Source organism: Streptomyces sp. NPDC096040 (assembly GCF_040303265.1).
GTDB lineage: Bacteria > Actinomycetota > Actinomycetes > Streptomycetales > Streptomycetaceae > Streptomyces.
This window is the reverse complement of the sequence record NZ_JBEOTA010000009.1, coordinates 274,281-288,094: the sequence shown is the minus strand read 5'-3', so window position 1 is coordinate 288,094 and position 13,814 is coordinate 274,281. Positions and strand designations below refer to the sequence as shown.

General features: G+C 71.2%; 13 protein-coding genes. 8 read left to right on the top strand and 5 right to left on the bottom strand.

Annotated features, from left to right (window positions below; translation table 11 throughout):
* The first annotated feature begins 279 nt into the window (after positions 1-279).
* Positions 280-735: a universal stress protein gene (locus ABTY98_RS14940; RefSeq protein ID WP_352221294.1), complete on the top strand. Its 456-nt coding sequence runs from the start codon at positions 280-282 to the stop codon at positions 733-735.
* Here ABTY98_RS14940 and ABTY98_RS14935 read toward each other — a convergent pair.
* The gene (locus tag ABTY98_RS14935; protein ID WP_352221293.1) at positions 671-1,927 is read right to left on the bottom strand and encodes an MFS transporter; all 1,257 of its coding nucleotides are present in this window, start codon (positions 1,925-1,927) and stop codon (positions 671-673) included. The two genes, ABTY98_RS14940 and ABTY98_RS14935, sit on opposite strands and share 65 nt — an antisense overlap.
* A gap of 102 nt (positions 1,928-2,029) precedes the next feature.
* Here ABTY98_RS14935 and ABTY98_RS14930 point away from each other — a divergent pair, with 102 nt between their 5' ends.
* The gene (locus tag ABTY98_RS14930) at positions 2,030-2,980 is read left to right on the top strand and encodes a LysR family transcriptional regulator (protein WP_352221292.1); all 951 of its coding nucleotides are present in this window, start codon (positions 2,030-2,032) and stop codon (positions 2,978-2,980) included.
* A gap of 60 nt (positions 2,981-3,040) precedes the next feature.
* Positions 3,041-4,453 (top strand): amino acid permease, encoded by a 1,413-nt coding sequence (locus ABTY98_RS14925; RefSeq protein WP_352221291.1) that lies wholly within the window; start codon positions 3,041-3,043, stop codon positions 4,451-4,453.
* Here the strand turns inward: ABTY98_RS14925 and ABTY98_RS14920 are convergent.
* On the bottom strand, positions 4,433-5,269 hold the full coding sequence (locus ABTY98_RS14920; RefSeq protein WP_352221290.1) for an alpha/beta fold hydrolase: 837 nt from the start codon (positions 5,267-5,269) through the stop codon (positions 4,433-4,435). The genes ABTY98_RS14925 and ABTY98_RS14920 overlap by 21 nt on opposite strands.
* A 98-nt stretch (positions 5,270-5,367) precedes the next feature.
* Between ABTY98_RS14920 and ABTY98_RS14915 the strand changes: the two genes are divergently transcribed.
* Positions 5,368-5,841 (top strand): MarR family winged helix-turn-helix transcriptional regulator, encoded by a 474-nt coding sequence (locus ABTY98_RS14915; RefSeq protein ID WP_352221288.1) that lies wholly within the window; start codon positions 5,368-5,370, stop codon positions 5,839-5,841.
* A gap of 6 nt (positions 5,842-5,847) precedes the next feature.
* Here ABTY98_RS14915 and ABTY98_RS14910 read toward each other — a convergent pair whose 3' ends face one another.
* On the bottom strand, positions 5,848-7,002 hold the full coding sequence (locus tag ABTY98_RS14910; RefSeq protein ID WP_352221287.1) for a CapA family protein: 1,155 nt from the start codon (positions 7,000-7,002) through the stop codon (positions 5,848-5,850).
* A 221-nt stretch (positions 7,003-7,223) separates the two neighbouring features.
* On the opposite strand from ABTY98_RS14910, the gene ABTY98_RS14905 reads away from it, so the two are divergent.
* The 3 genes from ABTY98_RS14905 to ABTY98_RS14895 all read left to right on the top strand — a co-directional run bounded on the left by ABTY98_RS14905 (position 7,224) and on the right by ABTY98_RS14895 (position 9,239).
* Positions 7,224-7,772 carry a sigma-70 family RNA polymerase sigma factor gene (locus tag ABTY98_RS14905; RefSeq protein WP_352221286.1) on the top strand — a complete coding sequence of 183 codons (549 nt, stop codon included), beginning with the start codon at positions 7,224-7,226 and terminating at the stop codon, positions 7,770-7,772.
* A 146-nt stretch (positions 7,773-7,918) separates the two neighbouring features.
* Positions 7,919-8,434: a hypothetical protein gene (locus tag ABTY98_RS14900; RefSeq protein ID WP_352221285.1), complete on the top strand. Its 516-nt coding sequence runs from the start codon at positions 7,919-7,921 to the stop codon at positions 8,432-8,434.
* 148 nt (positions 8,435-8,582) lie between these two features.
* Positions 8,583-9,239 carry a zf-HC2 domain-containing protein gene (locus ABTY98_RS14895; RefSeq protein WP_352221284.1) on the top strand — a complete coding sequence of 219 codons (657 nt, stop codon included), beginning with the start codon at positions 8,583-8,585 and terminating at the stop codon, positions 9,237-9,239.
* A 7-nt stretch (positions 9,240-9,246) separates the two neighbouring features.
* On the opposite strand, the gene ABTY98_RS14890 is transcribed toward ABTY98_RS14895, so the two are convergent.
* Both ABTY98_RS14890 and ABTY98_RS14885 read right to left on the bottom strand, forming a co-directional pair.
* On the bottom strand, positions 9,247-10,110 hold the full coding sequence (locus ABTY98_RS14890) for an Fpg/Nei family DNA glycosylase (RefSeq protein WP_352221283.1): 864 nt from the start codon (positions 10,108-10,110) through the stop codon (positions 9,247-9,249).
* Positions 10,111-10,141: 31 nt separating this feature from the next.
* Positions 10,142-12,232, bottom strand: a complete 2,091-nt coding sequence (locus ABTY98_RS14885; RefSeq protein WP_352221282.1) for a SpoIIE family protein phosphatase — start codon at positions 12,230-12,232, stop codon at positions 10,142-10,144.
* Positions 12,233-12,390: 158 nt separating this feature from the next.
* Between ABTY98_RS14885 and ABTY98_RS14880 the strand changes: the two genes are divergently transcribed.
* Entirely contained in the window at positions 12,391-13,812 is a 1,422-nt protein-coding gene (locus ABTY98_RS14880) for a lipase maturation factor family protein (RefSeq protein ID WP_352221281.1), read from the top strand.
* Positions 13,813-13,814: the final 2 nt, after the last annotated feature.

Here is a 13,814-nt window from a genome sequence, read left to right as displayed (position 1 = left end):
GCCCGCCGATCACCTTGAAGCCAACCGGGCCCGGCCCGTCCGTCGGCCGGCCCACGACCAGCAGAACCCGGCCCGCCCCTCCACCGGCCCACAACCAACCAAAACCGACTCGCCCGCCGACGGGCCCGAGGCGAACAAGACCTCACTCACCCATCCACTGGCCCCACGCCGACAACACCCCACACGCCCATCGACCAGCCCGCCGCCAACCGGAGGCGACGCGTCCGTCGAGCACCCCCTGGCACCTGGGGGGCCTGCGGTTTCCGATAGCCTCGGACCGTGGCGGAACAACACCAGTTCGAGCGGGGCACGGACGGCCCCAAGGTCATCGTGGTCGGTGTCGACGGCTCGGACTCCTCGTGGCGCGCGGCCTCCTACGCCGGTGGCCTGGCCCGGCGGCAGCACGCGCTGCTCGCCGTCGTGTACGTGCAGCCGGTCCTGGCGGCCGGGGCGGCTCTCGGGGCGCCGGTGGCGGAGACGACCGACGAGATCGCGGAGGAACTGGTCGCCCAGGTCAGGGAGGCGGCCGAGCGGCTCAAGGGGATATTCGAGGTGCGCTGGGAGTTCCACACCTTCCGCGGTGACCCCTATACCGGCCTGGTGAAGGCGGCCGACGAACTGAAGGCGGACGCGGTGGTGGTGGGCGCCTCCGAGCAGGCCGGCCACCGGTTCATCGGCTCGGTGGCGATCCGCCTGGTGAAGGCGGGACGGTGGCCGGTGACGGTCGTACCGTAGCCGCCTTCCGGGGCTCCCCGAGCAGGAGCACCGGGGTCGCCAGGAGCAGGACACCGGCCACGGCGATGGCGGTGCGCGGGCCGGTGAGGCTCGCCAGCAGGCCCCACAGTGCGGTGAGCGCGGCCGTGGTGGCTTTGCCGGTGATCGACCAGGCGGACAAGGTGCGGGCGACCCGGTCGTTCGGGGTGCACTCCAGGCGGCGGGTGGCGTACACCGGGCTGTAGACGGCCGAGCAGGTGATCACGCCGAACTCCAGGACCATCACCAGCAGCAGTCCGGGGAGCCCGGGCCGGACGAAGGCCAGCCCGAGGGGCCAGACGGTGCGCAGGGTGGCCGCGCTGCGCAGTACCCGCCGCTGCCCGTACCGAGTGGCCAGCGGGCGGGCCGTCCGGGAGCCGAGGAGGCCGCCCAGGCAGGGCACGGCGAAGGCGAGGCCGTACTGCCAGGGGGCGAAGCCCAGCGGGCCGAGCATGAGGACGGCCAGCGGCGGTGCGGCGACCATGATCAGGGCGTTGGCCGCGAGGTTGTTGAAGAACAGCGGCCGCAGCTCCGGGCTGCCGAGGATGTGCCGCCAGCCGTCGAGCAGGTCGGCTGCGCGCAGGCGCTCCGTGCGGGTGTGCTCCGGCCGGGTCTCACCGCCGCCGACGGCCCGGATGCCGAGCGCCGACAGCAGAAAGCTGACGGCGTTCGCCACGACGGTGGTGACCGGGCCGAACACGCCGATCGCCGCGCCGCCGAGCGGCGGTCCGAGGACCAGCGCGGTCCAGTTCGAGGACTCGAAGCGGGCGTTCGCGGTGAGCAGCCGGTCGGCGGGTACGAGGTTCTTCAGAAAGGCGCCGGAGGCCGCGTTGAAGGTGATGTCGGCCGCCGCGACGAGTACCGACACCAGCAGCAGCTGGCCGAGGCCGAGCCCGCCGAGCGCGTAGGCGGCGGGGACGGTGAGCAGAGCGGCGAACCGGACCAGATCCATCGCCATCATCACCGGCCGCTTGCGCCGGAACTCCACCCACGGACCGAGTGGCACGGCCACCACCGCGCCCACGGCGGGCCCGGTCGCGGCGAGCAGCGCCACCTGAGCGGAGTCGGCGTGGAGGGCGATGACCGCGATCACCGAGAACGCGTCGAAGGCCAGATAGGTGCCCAGCGCACTCACCGAGTACGCGGCCCACAGCCACCCGAACCGTCGCCCCATGCACAACCTCCCGTTGACCCGGGACATGAAAACGCGCAGGTGGCCGCCGAATCAAACAACTCCCCGACCATCTGTCACAACCTGCGGTTGTACGGTGGGGACGTGGACCTCAGAGCCGTACGCACCTTCGTCGCCGTCGCCGACTCGGGGCAGTTCCAGGAGGCCGCCGCCGTGCTGGCGGTCACCCAGCAGGCCGTCTCCAAGCGGATCGCCGCACTGGAGAAGGAGCTGGGGGTGCGGCTGTTCACCCGTACCGCCCGGGGTGCCGACCTGACCGTCGACGGCCGGACCTTCCTTCCGCACGCACGCGAGCTGCTGCTGGCCGAGGAGCGCGCGACCGCCTCCGTGCGATCCGGGCGGCGCCCTCTGCGGGTCGATGTGATCGGGTCGCGGCTCGCCCCGGCGACGCTGCTGCGCGGCTTCCACGAGGCGCACCCGGAGATCGCGCTGGACGTCGTCACGCTCTTCGACGTGGACTCGGCGCTCACCGCCCTGCGCTCCGGTGCGATCGACGCGTCCTTCCGTGCCGTCGCCATGCCCGGCCGGCCGCTGCCCAGGGGCGTCGAGGCGGCCCGGGTGCTCGACGAGCCGGTCCAGCTGCTCACCGGCCCGGGGCACGCCCTGGCCGGCCGTCGCTCGGTCTCGCCCGGGGAGCTGGCCGGGCACCGGATCTGGATGCCGGGCATCGTGGACGGCACCGAGTGGGCCGCGTACTACGCCTCACTCGCCGCCGAGTTCGACCTCACCATCGACTCCTCGGGCCCCAACTTCACCGGGGCGGTGCAGGAGGCGGTCGCCGGCTCCGACACGCTGGCGACCCTCGTCAGTGAGCAGACCCGGCTGGTCTGGCCGGAAGGTCACGATCTGCGCCGTATCCCGCTGCTCGACCCGACCCCCGTCTACCCGCACTCGCTGGTGTGGACCACCGCCAACCCGCACCCGGCGCTGGTCGCCCTGCGCGGCCATCTCGCCCGCACCCGGCCGCCCCGCCCCGCGCCCCGGACCTGGGTGCCCGGCTGGGCCGAGAGCGTGCGTGGCGTCTTCCGTCCGTGACGCCCCTGAGCCATCATGATCCGCCGTCAGCCGTTCGCGATCGGCGAAGAGGTGAGGCACATGGCGAAGCTCCGTACGGGTGAAGGAATTCTCCGCCGCAAACCCATCGAACACATCGAGGAGACCGAGGTCGGCGAGGGTGCCCGGCTCGACAGATCGCTCGGGCTGTGGCAGCTGACCGCGATCGGTGTGGGCGGCATCATCGGCGCGGGCATCTTCACCCTCGCCGGTACCGTCGCCAACGGCACGGCCGGTCCCGCCGTCCTGATCTCCTTTCTCATCGCCGGTCTGGCGAGCGCCTGCGCCGCGCTGTCGTACGCCGAGTTCGCCGGGCTGATCCCGAAGGCGGGATCGGCGTACACCTACGGCTATGCGGTGCTCGGCGAGTTCGCGGGCTGGTTCATCGGCTGGGACCTGCTTTTGGAGTACACGGCGATCGTGGCGGTGGTCGCGATCGGCATCTCCGGGTACTTCGGCTTCCTGGTCGAGCAGATGGGCGCGGAACTGCCGCGGTGGATGCTGGGCGCGCCCGGCACCGGCGCCGGCCACCGGGTCGACCTGTTCGCCGCCGTGCTCTGCCTGCTGATCGCCTATCTGCTCAACCTCGGCATCCGCAGCGCGGCCCGGTTCGAGACGGTCGTGGTGGTACTCAAGGTGCTGGTGGTGCTGCTGGTGGTCGGTGTCGGTGTGTTCCACATCAACTCGGCGAACTACCACCCCTTCTTCCCCTTCGGCGTCAGCGGGGCGTTCACGGGTGCGGCCACGGTGTTCTTCGCGGTCTTCGGGTACGACGCGATGTCGACGGCGGCCGAGGAGTCGAAGGACGCGCAGCGGCACATGCCGAAAGCGATCATCTACTCGCTGGCGATCTCCATGGTGCTGTACGTGGCGGCCTGTCTGGTCCTGACCGGCATGCAGAACTACAAGGACATCGACCCGGAGAGCGGCTTCTCGACGGCGTTCAAGTCGGTGGGGCTGAACGGGCTCGCGGATGTGATCGCGGTGGGCGCGATCATCGGCATCCTCACGGTGATGTTCACGTTCATGCTGGGTGTGACCCGTGTGTGGTTCTCCATGTCCCGGGACGGGCTGCTGCCCGGCTGGTTCGCGAAGACGCACCCGACGCGGCACGTGCCGACGCGGGTGACCTGGATCGTCGGTGTGGCCTCGGCGCTCCTCGCCGGGTTCGTGCCGATCGGCGAGGCGGCCGAACTCACCAACATCGGCATCCTGCTGGCGTTCGTGGTGGTGTGCACGGCGGTGATCGTGCTCCGCTACCGGCAGCCGGAGCTGCCGCGCACCTTCCGTACGCCATGGATGCCGTTCGTGCCGGCGCTGGGTGTCGTCTTCTCGATCTGGCTGATCACGTTCCTGGCGTGGCAGACCTGGGTGCGGTTCGCGGTCTGGTTCGTGATCGGGTGCGTGATCTACTTCGGCTACTCGTACAAGAGGTCACGGCTGGCCGGGCGTTAGTCGGAGCGAGCGCAGGAACCCGAGCAGGAGGTCGTTGAAGACGTCCGGCCGTTCCAGGTTCGGATAGTGGTCGGTGCCTTCGACGATCTCGGCGCGGCCGTCGGGGACCTCGCGGGCGAGGCGTTCGGCGGCGGCGAGCAGATCGGCGGGTTCCAGGCCGCCGTTGATCGTGAGGACCGGGACGTCGATCTTCGGCACCCGGGGCCAGGAGTCGGTCACCCGCACATGCCAGTCCGTCTCGCCCGGCGCGTGCTTGGAGAGGGTGTGGCGGGCCATCTCCCGGAGCCGGCGCGGGATCTCCGGGTCGAGGGCGTCGGGTTCACGGTGTTCGCCCGTCGCGACCCGTACGAAGGCGTCGAGCCAGCCCTCGATGTCACCGGCGCCCAGGGCGCGGGCGTACTCGGCCTGGAGTGCCTGGTGCCAGGGATCCGTGTACCGGAAGTCGCCGGTGACCGCGCCACAGGTGACCACGGCACGGACCAGTTCCGGGTGTTCCAGCACGGTGTCGGTGGCGATCACCCCGCCCATCGACACACCGACCAGGACCGCGGGCCCGGCGTCGAGTTGGCGCAGCAGTTCGGCGAGGTCGTCGGCCCACCGGAACGGCTTGCTCGCGTTGGCGGAGGACCCGTGGCCGCGCACGTCCGGGGCGATCACCCGGTACTCGGCGGCGAGGGCCGGGATCTGGCCGGCCCAGAAGCGATGGTCGACGTATCCGGAGTGGAGCAGGACCACCGGGTCGCCGGAGCCGGTGTCGAGATAGGCGAGGTCGCCGTCGGAGGACGGGAAGAAGCGGACGTCCGCAGCACCATTCATGACAACCAAGGTGTCATTTTCCCGAGGCTTTGACAACTGAGTTGTCATGACGACTTTGACACCCGAGGTGTCACCACGGCACGGTGCATGATGGCCGGGTGAACGACATCGACAAGCCCCTCGCCCCCGACGAGCTGGCCGAGCGCATCACCGAGGTGTACGACCTCATCGGCCCGCTCTACCGGCGTGCCTTCCGCAAGCTCGAGCAGGGCGAGCAGATGGAGGGGGCTTCCGTCGGCGTGCGCTCCGTGCTGGATCTGCTGCGCCGGTTCGAGCCCATGACGGTGCCCCAGATGGGCCGGATCATGGCGCTGAGCCGGCAGTTCGTGCAGCGCACGGTGAACGACGCGGTGGCGCACGGCTGGGCCGAGGTCATCCCCAACCCGGCGCACCAGCGCTCCTCCCTGATCCGGCTCACGGCCGAGGGCCGCGCCACGATCACCGCGATCCTCGCCCGCGAGCACGCCCTGAACCGGCAGGTCGGCGGCGATCTGACCGACGCCGAGATCACGGCGTGCGTGCGAGTGCTGAAGCAACTGCTGCGGACGTTCGACCACGTCGATGTGGAGTGACCGCCGCTACTCCCCCATCACCAGCCCGTCCTTGGCGGCCCCACGGCTGAGCACGACGTCCCGGATGCTGTCGCGAACGGCGGTGAAGTCGGCGCCCTGGTCGATGGCCGCGTTGAGGTCGACGACCCGGCCGGCGTCGAGGTCGTACAGCTGGGGGATGAACTCGGCCTTGGCCACCTCCCAGCGGCCGCCGGGGCGCGTGGGCGGGGTGAAGGTGAAGCGGGCGAGTGTGGACTGGTTGCCGCGCGGGTCCTGGTGGCCCTGGCGGTTGTACAGCTCGCCGGCGAGCTGGTCGCCGAGGCTGTAGACCACCCAGGTGCCGTTGACCTTCTCGTACGCCTGCGGGATGTGGGCGTGGGTGCCGAGGATCAGGTCGATGTCGGGGCGCCCGCCGGTCCGTGCGGCGGTGAGCCGCTTGGCGAGGGTGAGCTGCTGCTGGTCGGGGGCGTCCTGCCCGTCGGTGCCCCAGTGCACGGAGACGACGACCACGGCGGCTCCCGCCTGCCGGGCGGCGCGGGCGTCGGCGAGGATGCGGTTCTCGTCGAGGAGGTTGACCGCCCAGGGTTGCCCGGGCGGCAGGGGGTTGCCGTTGACGTCGAAGGTGTAGGAGAGGTGAGCGACTCTGGTGCGGCCCGCGTTGAGCAGAGCGACGGTGGCCGCCTCGGCCTGGGTACGGGCGGTGCCGGCGTGCCGCAGGCCCGCCCCGTCCAGGGTGTCGAGGGTGCGCTTGACGCCGTCGGCGCCGCCGTCGAGGGCGCGGTCGGAGGCGGTGGAACAGCCGTCGTAACCGATGGCGGCCAAGCCCTCGGCGAGCTGTGGCGGGGACGTGACACCGGGAGAGCCGGACTGCCCGTCGGCCACGGTCGCCAGGTGGCAGAGGGCCAGGTCGGCGTGGGAGACGACGGGTTCGACGCCGGCGAGCATCGGGCGGAAGTCGTGGCCGTTGCCGCCCGCATCGAGGTTCGCGTGGTCGATCGCGGACTTCTGCGGCATGACGTCACCGGAGGCGACGAGGGTGAAGCCACCACCGGGAGCGGGCACGGCGGGTGCCGGCTGGCCGGGCGGGGCGGCGTTCTCCTGCCGTGCGTGGTTCTGGCAGGCGGCTGCGGTGGCGAGCAGGGCGGTCAGGGCCAGTGCCGCCTGGCGTCTGCGATTGATCATCAGGAGCACCCCAGAGTCGCAAGCCTTGTCCGATATACAGATCAATGGGTACGAAGCCGGGCCGGGCCGCAAACAACTCAGGCGCCCCGATTGACCCATCCGGGTCGGGTAAGGGGGATGACGGACCGTTCGTCGCACCGTTCGCCGACGCGATCGACCGTCCGCCGCAGATCCCTGTGCGTCCCCTGTCCCCAGGGCCGGCCCTGCGATGCCATACGGCCATGACGGCCGGAACCACTCTTCCCGACGGGACGACGACCGCCGAGCACGAGCTCGCCGCACTCCAGCGCGAGCACGGCCGCCCGCTCTTCGCGCTGCTGCTGCGGCTCAGCGACGGCGACCGGCAACGGGCCGAGGACCTCGTGCAGGAGACCCTCGTACGCGCCTGGCAGCATCCCGAGGCACTGCGCGCCGACCGCTTCGACTCCGTACTGCCCCGGCTGCTGACGGTCGGCCGGCGGCTCGCCATCGACGCGCGCCGGGCCCGGCAGGCACGGCCGCCCGAGGTGCACGACGCCGTCCTGGAGAACACCCGGGCCATCGGCGACCACGCCGAACGCGCCGCCGCGGCGCTCGACGTGCGGGAGGCTGTGAAGACTCTCACCCCGGAGCACCGTGAAGTCCTGGTGCTGGTGTATTTCCAAGGGGCGAGTGTTGCGGAAGCCGCCGAGACCCTCGGGATTCCACCCGGTACCGTGAAGTCGCGGGCGTACTATGCGCTGCGCGCCCTGCGCCGGGTTCTGCCCGGTTATGCACCCGACCTGCGATGAAACCGTAAGCCAGGTCAAACCTCGGTAAAGCGCCTTGCTGAGGACCATGTTTGAGCAATCAGCTGTCTTCATCCGTGTTCCGCACCGGGAGAGGGACGGACCCGGGGTCGGGGCCACGCGCGCGCACCGGAGGAAGGCAGGACGGGATGCTGCACAGAGGTCAAGAGAGCACGGACGGGGCCGGAAGCGGGGAACTGGCGGTCCCGATGGCCTGGTTGTACGCCGAGTACATCGCCGACGAACTGCTGCGCACCGGCGATCTCATGCCGCCGACGTCCTTCGAGTTCCGGGCCGGCCGGGACGCGCTGGCGCTGACGATCTTCCTCTCCGACACGGACGGCGAACTGTCGGGCATCCGGGTCGTGTCCCAGTTGGAGAACTGGCTTTCGCTGACGGCATACGACCAGCCGTGGCAGCACTGGGTAAGGGAACGTATGGCCTGGCTGGCCGCCGAGGCGGTCGCGTCTGTCGGGCCGTCACCGGACCTGGATCTGGCCACGGCGGCCTGGCGCTGGCTGGAGGAGACCGAGCTGCTCGCACCCGACCTGGACGCGGTGCCGGGCGGCGGTTCGGTGTTCGGCGAGGACGACGGACCGAAGGTGTGGACCCCAGCCTGGCGGCTCGGTCTGCCCCTCGGACATCTCGCCATCCATCTTTTTTGAATCGGCACCAATCCGCGGGCCCGGCCGCTCCGAATCCGTTGATTACGATTCTGTACGTGCCTTGAGTGAAACAGCGGCCGACTGCGTACGGGTGGGAGCAAGGAGCAGTGAGTAACCCCACCCGCACCCATCGGCACGAGGATTCGGCATGAGGTCCCTGGAAAGGCATCGCGACGTCGGCGCGTACGCGCTCGGCGTGCTGGACGAGGCGGAGGCCTTCCGCTTCGAGGACCACCTCATGGAGTGCCCGCGCTGCGCGGCACACGTGACCGAATTCGGCCCCACCGCACGGCAGTTGATGCTGTACCGCAGGGCCACGCCGCGCTTTGTGCACCCCATGGCCCAGCCGGGTCCCCGGCTGCTGGACCGGCTGCTCGCCGAGGTCGCGAGCCGGCACCGGGCCAAGCGCCGCAGGCTGCTGTACGGCCTCGCCGCCTCGGTGGTGTTCGCGGTCGTCGGCCCCGGCATCGTGACGTACGCCGGTCATGACGCCCCGCCGGCCGTGCAGGTCACCGCGGCCACCGACGCGCAGTCGGGTGTGTGGGCGCAGGTGAAGTCGGCGGACACGGACTCGGGCAGCACCATCGAGTTGCAGGTCAAGGATGCCGAAGGGCCGCGCTCCTGCCGGCTGGTCGCCGTCGGCCGGGACGGCTCCGAGCAGATCGTGACCACCTGGGCCGAGCGGGACCACGACGACCGGGTGTCCACCATGGCGGGCGGCTCCTCGATGCACCCCGACGAGATCGAGCGCTACGAGGTGCGCGACGCCGACGGGCAGCGCCTGGTGACCCTGGACCCCAAGTGACCGCCGGCTACTTGAGCAGCCGGGACATCCGACGGTCCGCGAGCGGCTTGCCGCCCGTCTGGCAGGTCGGGCAGTACTGCAGCGAGGAGTCGCTGAAGGAGACCTCGCGGATGGTGCCCCCGCAGACCGGGCAGGGCTCGCCGGTCCGGCCGTGGACACGCAGCCCGCTCTTCTTCTCCGCCTTGAGCCGGCCCGCCGCCAGGCCGTGGGAGCGCTCCACCGCCTCGGTGAGGGTGGTGCGCAGCGCCTCGTACAGCCCCTGGACCTCCTCGGGCGTCAGGGACGCGGCCAGCTTGAACGGGGACATCTTCGCCGCGTGCAGGATCTCGTCGCTGTAGGCGTTGCCCACCCCGGCGATCAGGCTCTGGTCGCGCAGGGCGCCCTTGAGCTGCCGTCGCTCGTCCTTGAGCAGGCCGGCGAGGCGGGCCTCGTCGAAGTCGGCGGCGAGCGGGTCCGGGCCGAGCCGCGCGATGCCGGGTACCTCCCGCGGGTCCCGGACGATGTACACGGCGAGCTTCTTCTGGGTGCCGGCCTCGGTGAGGTCGAAGCCCGCGCCGGTCTCCAGGGCCACCCGCAGGGCGAGGGGCCCCTTCCCGGGCCGGGGCGGGCCGTCCGGCAGCCGGTCCTTCCACTGGAGCCAGCCCGCGCGGGCCAGGTGGGTGATGAAGCGCAGGCCGCCGTCACCCTCGAGGTCCAGGAACTTGCCGTGCCGGTGCACGGCGACGACCTCGCTGCCCTCGAAGACGCCGACGGGAGGGTCGTACGTCTTCAGGACGCTGATGGCGACCGGCAGGACGCGCACCACCTCGTGGCCGACCAGGTTGTCGGTCAGGAAGTCCTTGAGCGCTTCGACCTCGGGCAGTTCGGGCATGCGTCCAGGGTGCCACCCGTGGCCCACGGGGTCAGGCGGGCCGCGGCATCCGGAACTCGCACCACACCGCCTTGCCGCCGCCGCGTGCCTCCACACCCCACCCGTCGGCGATCTCGTCGACGAGCAGCAGGCCGCGCCCGGACACCCCGTCCTGCCCCGCCTCGCGCCGCCGGGGCAGGGCGCTGGAGGAGTCCTCGACCTCGACGCGGAGCCGGCGGTCGCCGCCGCCGAGGACCCTGAGGGTGACGATCGCGGAGCCCTCGGTATGCATCAGCGCGTTGGTGATCAGTTCGTCGGCGACCAGCTCGATCTCGTCGGCGCGGTCCCCGGCGCCCCAGGCCCGGACGGCGGCGCGGATCATGTGCCGGGCCAGGCTGAGCGCCTCGGGGTCGCCGGAGGCCACATGCTGCTGGAGGCGGCCGACGGCCTGCGTGCTGTCCGGGCCCCGGCGGCGCAGCAGGAGCAGGGCCACGTCGTCGTCGCCGCCTCGCGCCTCGGCGAGCTCGATCAGCCTGTCGGCCAGGCGCCGCACGTCCTCCGGCCCCTCCGCGACCTGTTCGGTCAGGGCCTGCATACCGTCCCCGAGGTCGGTGCCGGGCTGCTCCACGAGTCCGTCGGTGCACAGCAGCAGCGTCTCGCCGGGGTCGAGCTCCAGGGTCGTCACCGGGTATTCGAGGCTCTTGAACTCGGCGGACAGCCCGAGCGGCAGCCCGCCCTCGACGGCGACCCGGCGGCAGCTTCCGTCGGCACCGCGGATCAGCGGGTCGATGTGCCCGGCCCGGACCACCTGGACGACGCCGGTGGACAGGTCGGCCTCGGCGTACAGGCAGGTGGCGAAGCGGTCGGTGTCCAGTTCGTCCAGGAAGACGGAGGCGCGGGCCATCACGGTGGCCGGGGCGTGGCCCTCTGCGGCGTAGGCGCGCAGCACGATACGCAGCTGGCCCATGACGGCCGCCGCGTGCGTGTCATGTCCCTGAACATCCCCGATGACCGCTCCGACCCGGCCGCCGGGCAGCGGGATCAGGTCGTACCAGTCGCCGCCGATGTCCCGGCCCAGGGCGCCGCCGGCGCTCGCGGAGCGGTAGCGGACGGCGACGTCGGCGCCGCGCACGCTGGGGATGGTGCGCGGCAGCATCGCCTGCTGGAGGCCCTGGGCGAGGTCCTTCTCCTGCTCGTAGAGCATGGCCCGCTGCAGGCTCTGCGCGATGCTGCCGCCGAGGGCGACGAGGACGGCGCGTTCCTCGGTGGAGAAGCCGAGGCGGTCGTTGTAGAGCAGGCCCATGGCGCCGATCGGACGGGCCTGGGCGATGAGGGGGAGGTAGGCGGCCGAGGTGATGTGCAGGCCGGTGATGTGCGGCCACAGTATCGGGTAGCCCTCGGCGAACTCCTCCGGTGACTCGATGAAGCGCGGGCTGAGGGTGCGCACCACCTCGCCCATCGGATAGGGCTCGTCTATCCGGGTGATCCCGGTGCCGGGCACGAAGCTGCCGGCCGGCCCCTCGGCGACCAGCCGGATCCGGCCGGCCTCGACCAGTCCCATCACCAGGCTGGTCGCGCCCAGGTTGGGGATGCCCTGGGTGTCCTTGAGGGCGTCGATGACGTCCTGGACGCTGCGGGCGTGCGCGAGAGCCATGGTGACCACCTGGACGACGCCGGACTGGTGGCGAAGTGCCTGGTCCTGGGCGGCCCGCAGGCTGCGCGCCTCGCTGTCCTCCAGCTCCTGGGTGGCGTCCCGGACCACACCGACGACCCGGCGCGGTCGGCCCGTCTCGTCCCGCCGGATGTAGCCCTGGGTGTGGGTCCAGCGTGGTGTGCCGTCGCGGCGGCGGATGCGGAAGTACGCCCCGTAGTTCTCGCTGCCGTCCTTGATGGCCTGGGCAACCACCGCGTCCAGCCGGCTGGCCTCCGGCGGAGGCACCCGGACGGCAAGGCTCTCGGGACGCCCGTCGTACTCCTCGGGGAGCAGGTCGAACACCTCGTACGCTTCGGCGTCCATGTGGAACAGGCCGGCGTCCAGGTCCCAGTCGAAGGTGCCCATGCGGTTGAGCGCCAGGATCGGGTGGTCCGGGTGGGCGGGCCAGTCGTCCGGGAGTGACGGAGCACTCGCTCCCCGATCAACCATGGGGCCACCATGCCAGGGGAACCCCTCCCGGGCAATTCCTCCCATGTTGTCCACTTCACTCGCTCGGGTTACGCGACCGGAGGGACGCGGTACACAGGGTGACAGGCCCTTTTGCGATGCCGGGGCCGCAGACCGGAGAGAGGCAGGGGCGCACGGCCGTGGACTGGTTCACCGCACCCGGGTACTGGCTGAGCCGGCTGGTCTTCCAGCGGGCGCTGGCCGGTGTGTATCTCGTCGCGTTCCTGGTGGCGGCGCTCCAGTTCCGGGCCCTGCTGGGCGAGCGCGGGATGCTGCCGATCCCGAGGTTCGTCGCCCAGGTCCCCTTCAGGCGGGCGCCGAGCCTCTTCCACTGGCACTACTCGGACCGCTTCTTCGCGGCCTGCGCCTGGGCGGGCTGCGCGGTGTCGGTGGCGCTGCTGGCGGGGCTGGACTCCTGGCTTCCCCTGTGGGCCGGGATGGTGCTGTGGCTGATCCCCTGGGCGCTGTACCTCTCGATCGTCAACGTCGGCCAGACCTGGTACGCGTTCGGCTGGGAGTCCCTGCTCCTGGAGGTCGGCTTCCTCGCGGTCTTCCTCGGCAACGACGAGGTGGCCCCGCCGGTCGTCGTCCTCTTCCTGCTGCGCTGGATCCTGTTCCGGGTGGAGTTCGGGGCGGGCCTGATCAAGATGCGCGGGGACGCCTGCTGGCGCAAGCTGACCTGCCTCTACTACCACCACGAGACCCAGCCGATGCCGGGCCCGCTGAGCTGGTTCTTCCACCACCTGCCGAAGCCGGTGCACAGGGCGGAGGTCGCCGCGAACCACTTCACCCAGCTCGTGGTCCCGGTCCTGCTGTTCACTCCCCAGCCGATCGCGACGGCGGCCGCGTCGCTGATGATCCTCACCCAGCTGTGGCTGGTGCTCTCCGGCAACTTCTCCTGGCTGAACTGGATCACCATCGTGCTGGCCCTGTCGGCGCTGCAGCTGCCGACCGGCCACACCTCCGCAGCCCCCGCCCCGCTCTGGTACGAGATCGTCGTCCTCGCCGTGACCGCGCTGCTGCTCTTCCTGAGCTACCGCCCGGTGGTGAACATGGTCTCCCGCCGCCAGGTCATGAACCGCTCCTTCGACCCGCTCCACCTGGTCAACACCTACGGCGCGTTCGGCAGCGTCAGCCGGGTGCGGTACGAGGTGGTGGTCGAGGGCACGCTGGACGAGGCGCCGCGCGAGGACTCCGACTGGCGGGAGTACGAGTTCAAGGGCAAGCCGGGCGATCCACGGTACTGGCCTCGCCAGTTCGCGCCGTATCACCTCCGCCTGGACTGGCTGATGTGGTTCGCCGCCCTCTCCCCCGCGTACGCCGGCGACTGGTTCGGAGGCCTGGTGGAGCGGCTCCTGGAGAACGACCGCGACACCCTACGGCTGCTGCGCCGCTCCCCCTTCCCGCCGGACCGGCCCCCGCGCTTCATCCGCGCCCGTCTCTTCCGCTACCGCTTCACCAGTTGGCGGGAGCTGCGGGAGACGGGCGCGTGCTGGGAGCGGACGTATGTGCGGGATTTCATGCCGCCGACACGGCTGGAGAGCGCGGCTCAGCGACGGTAGAC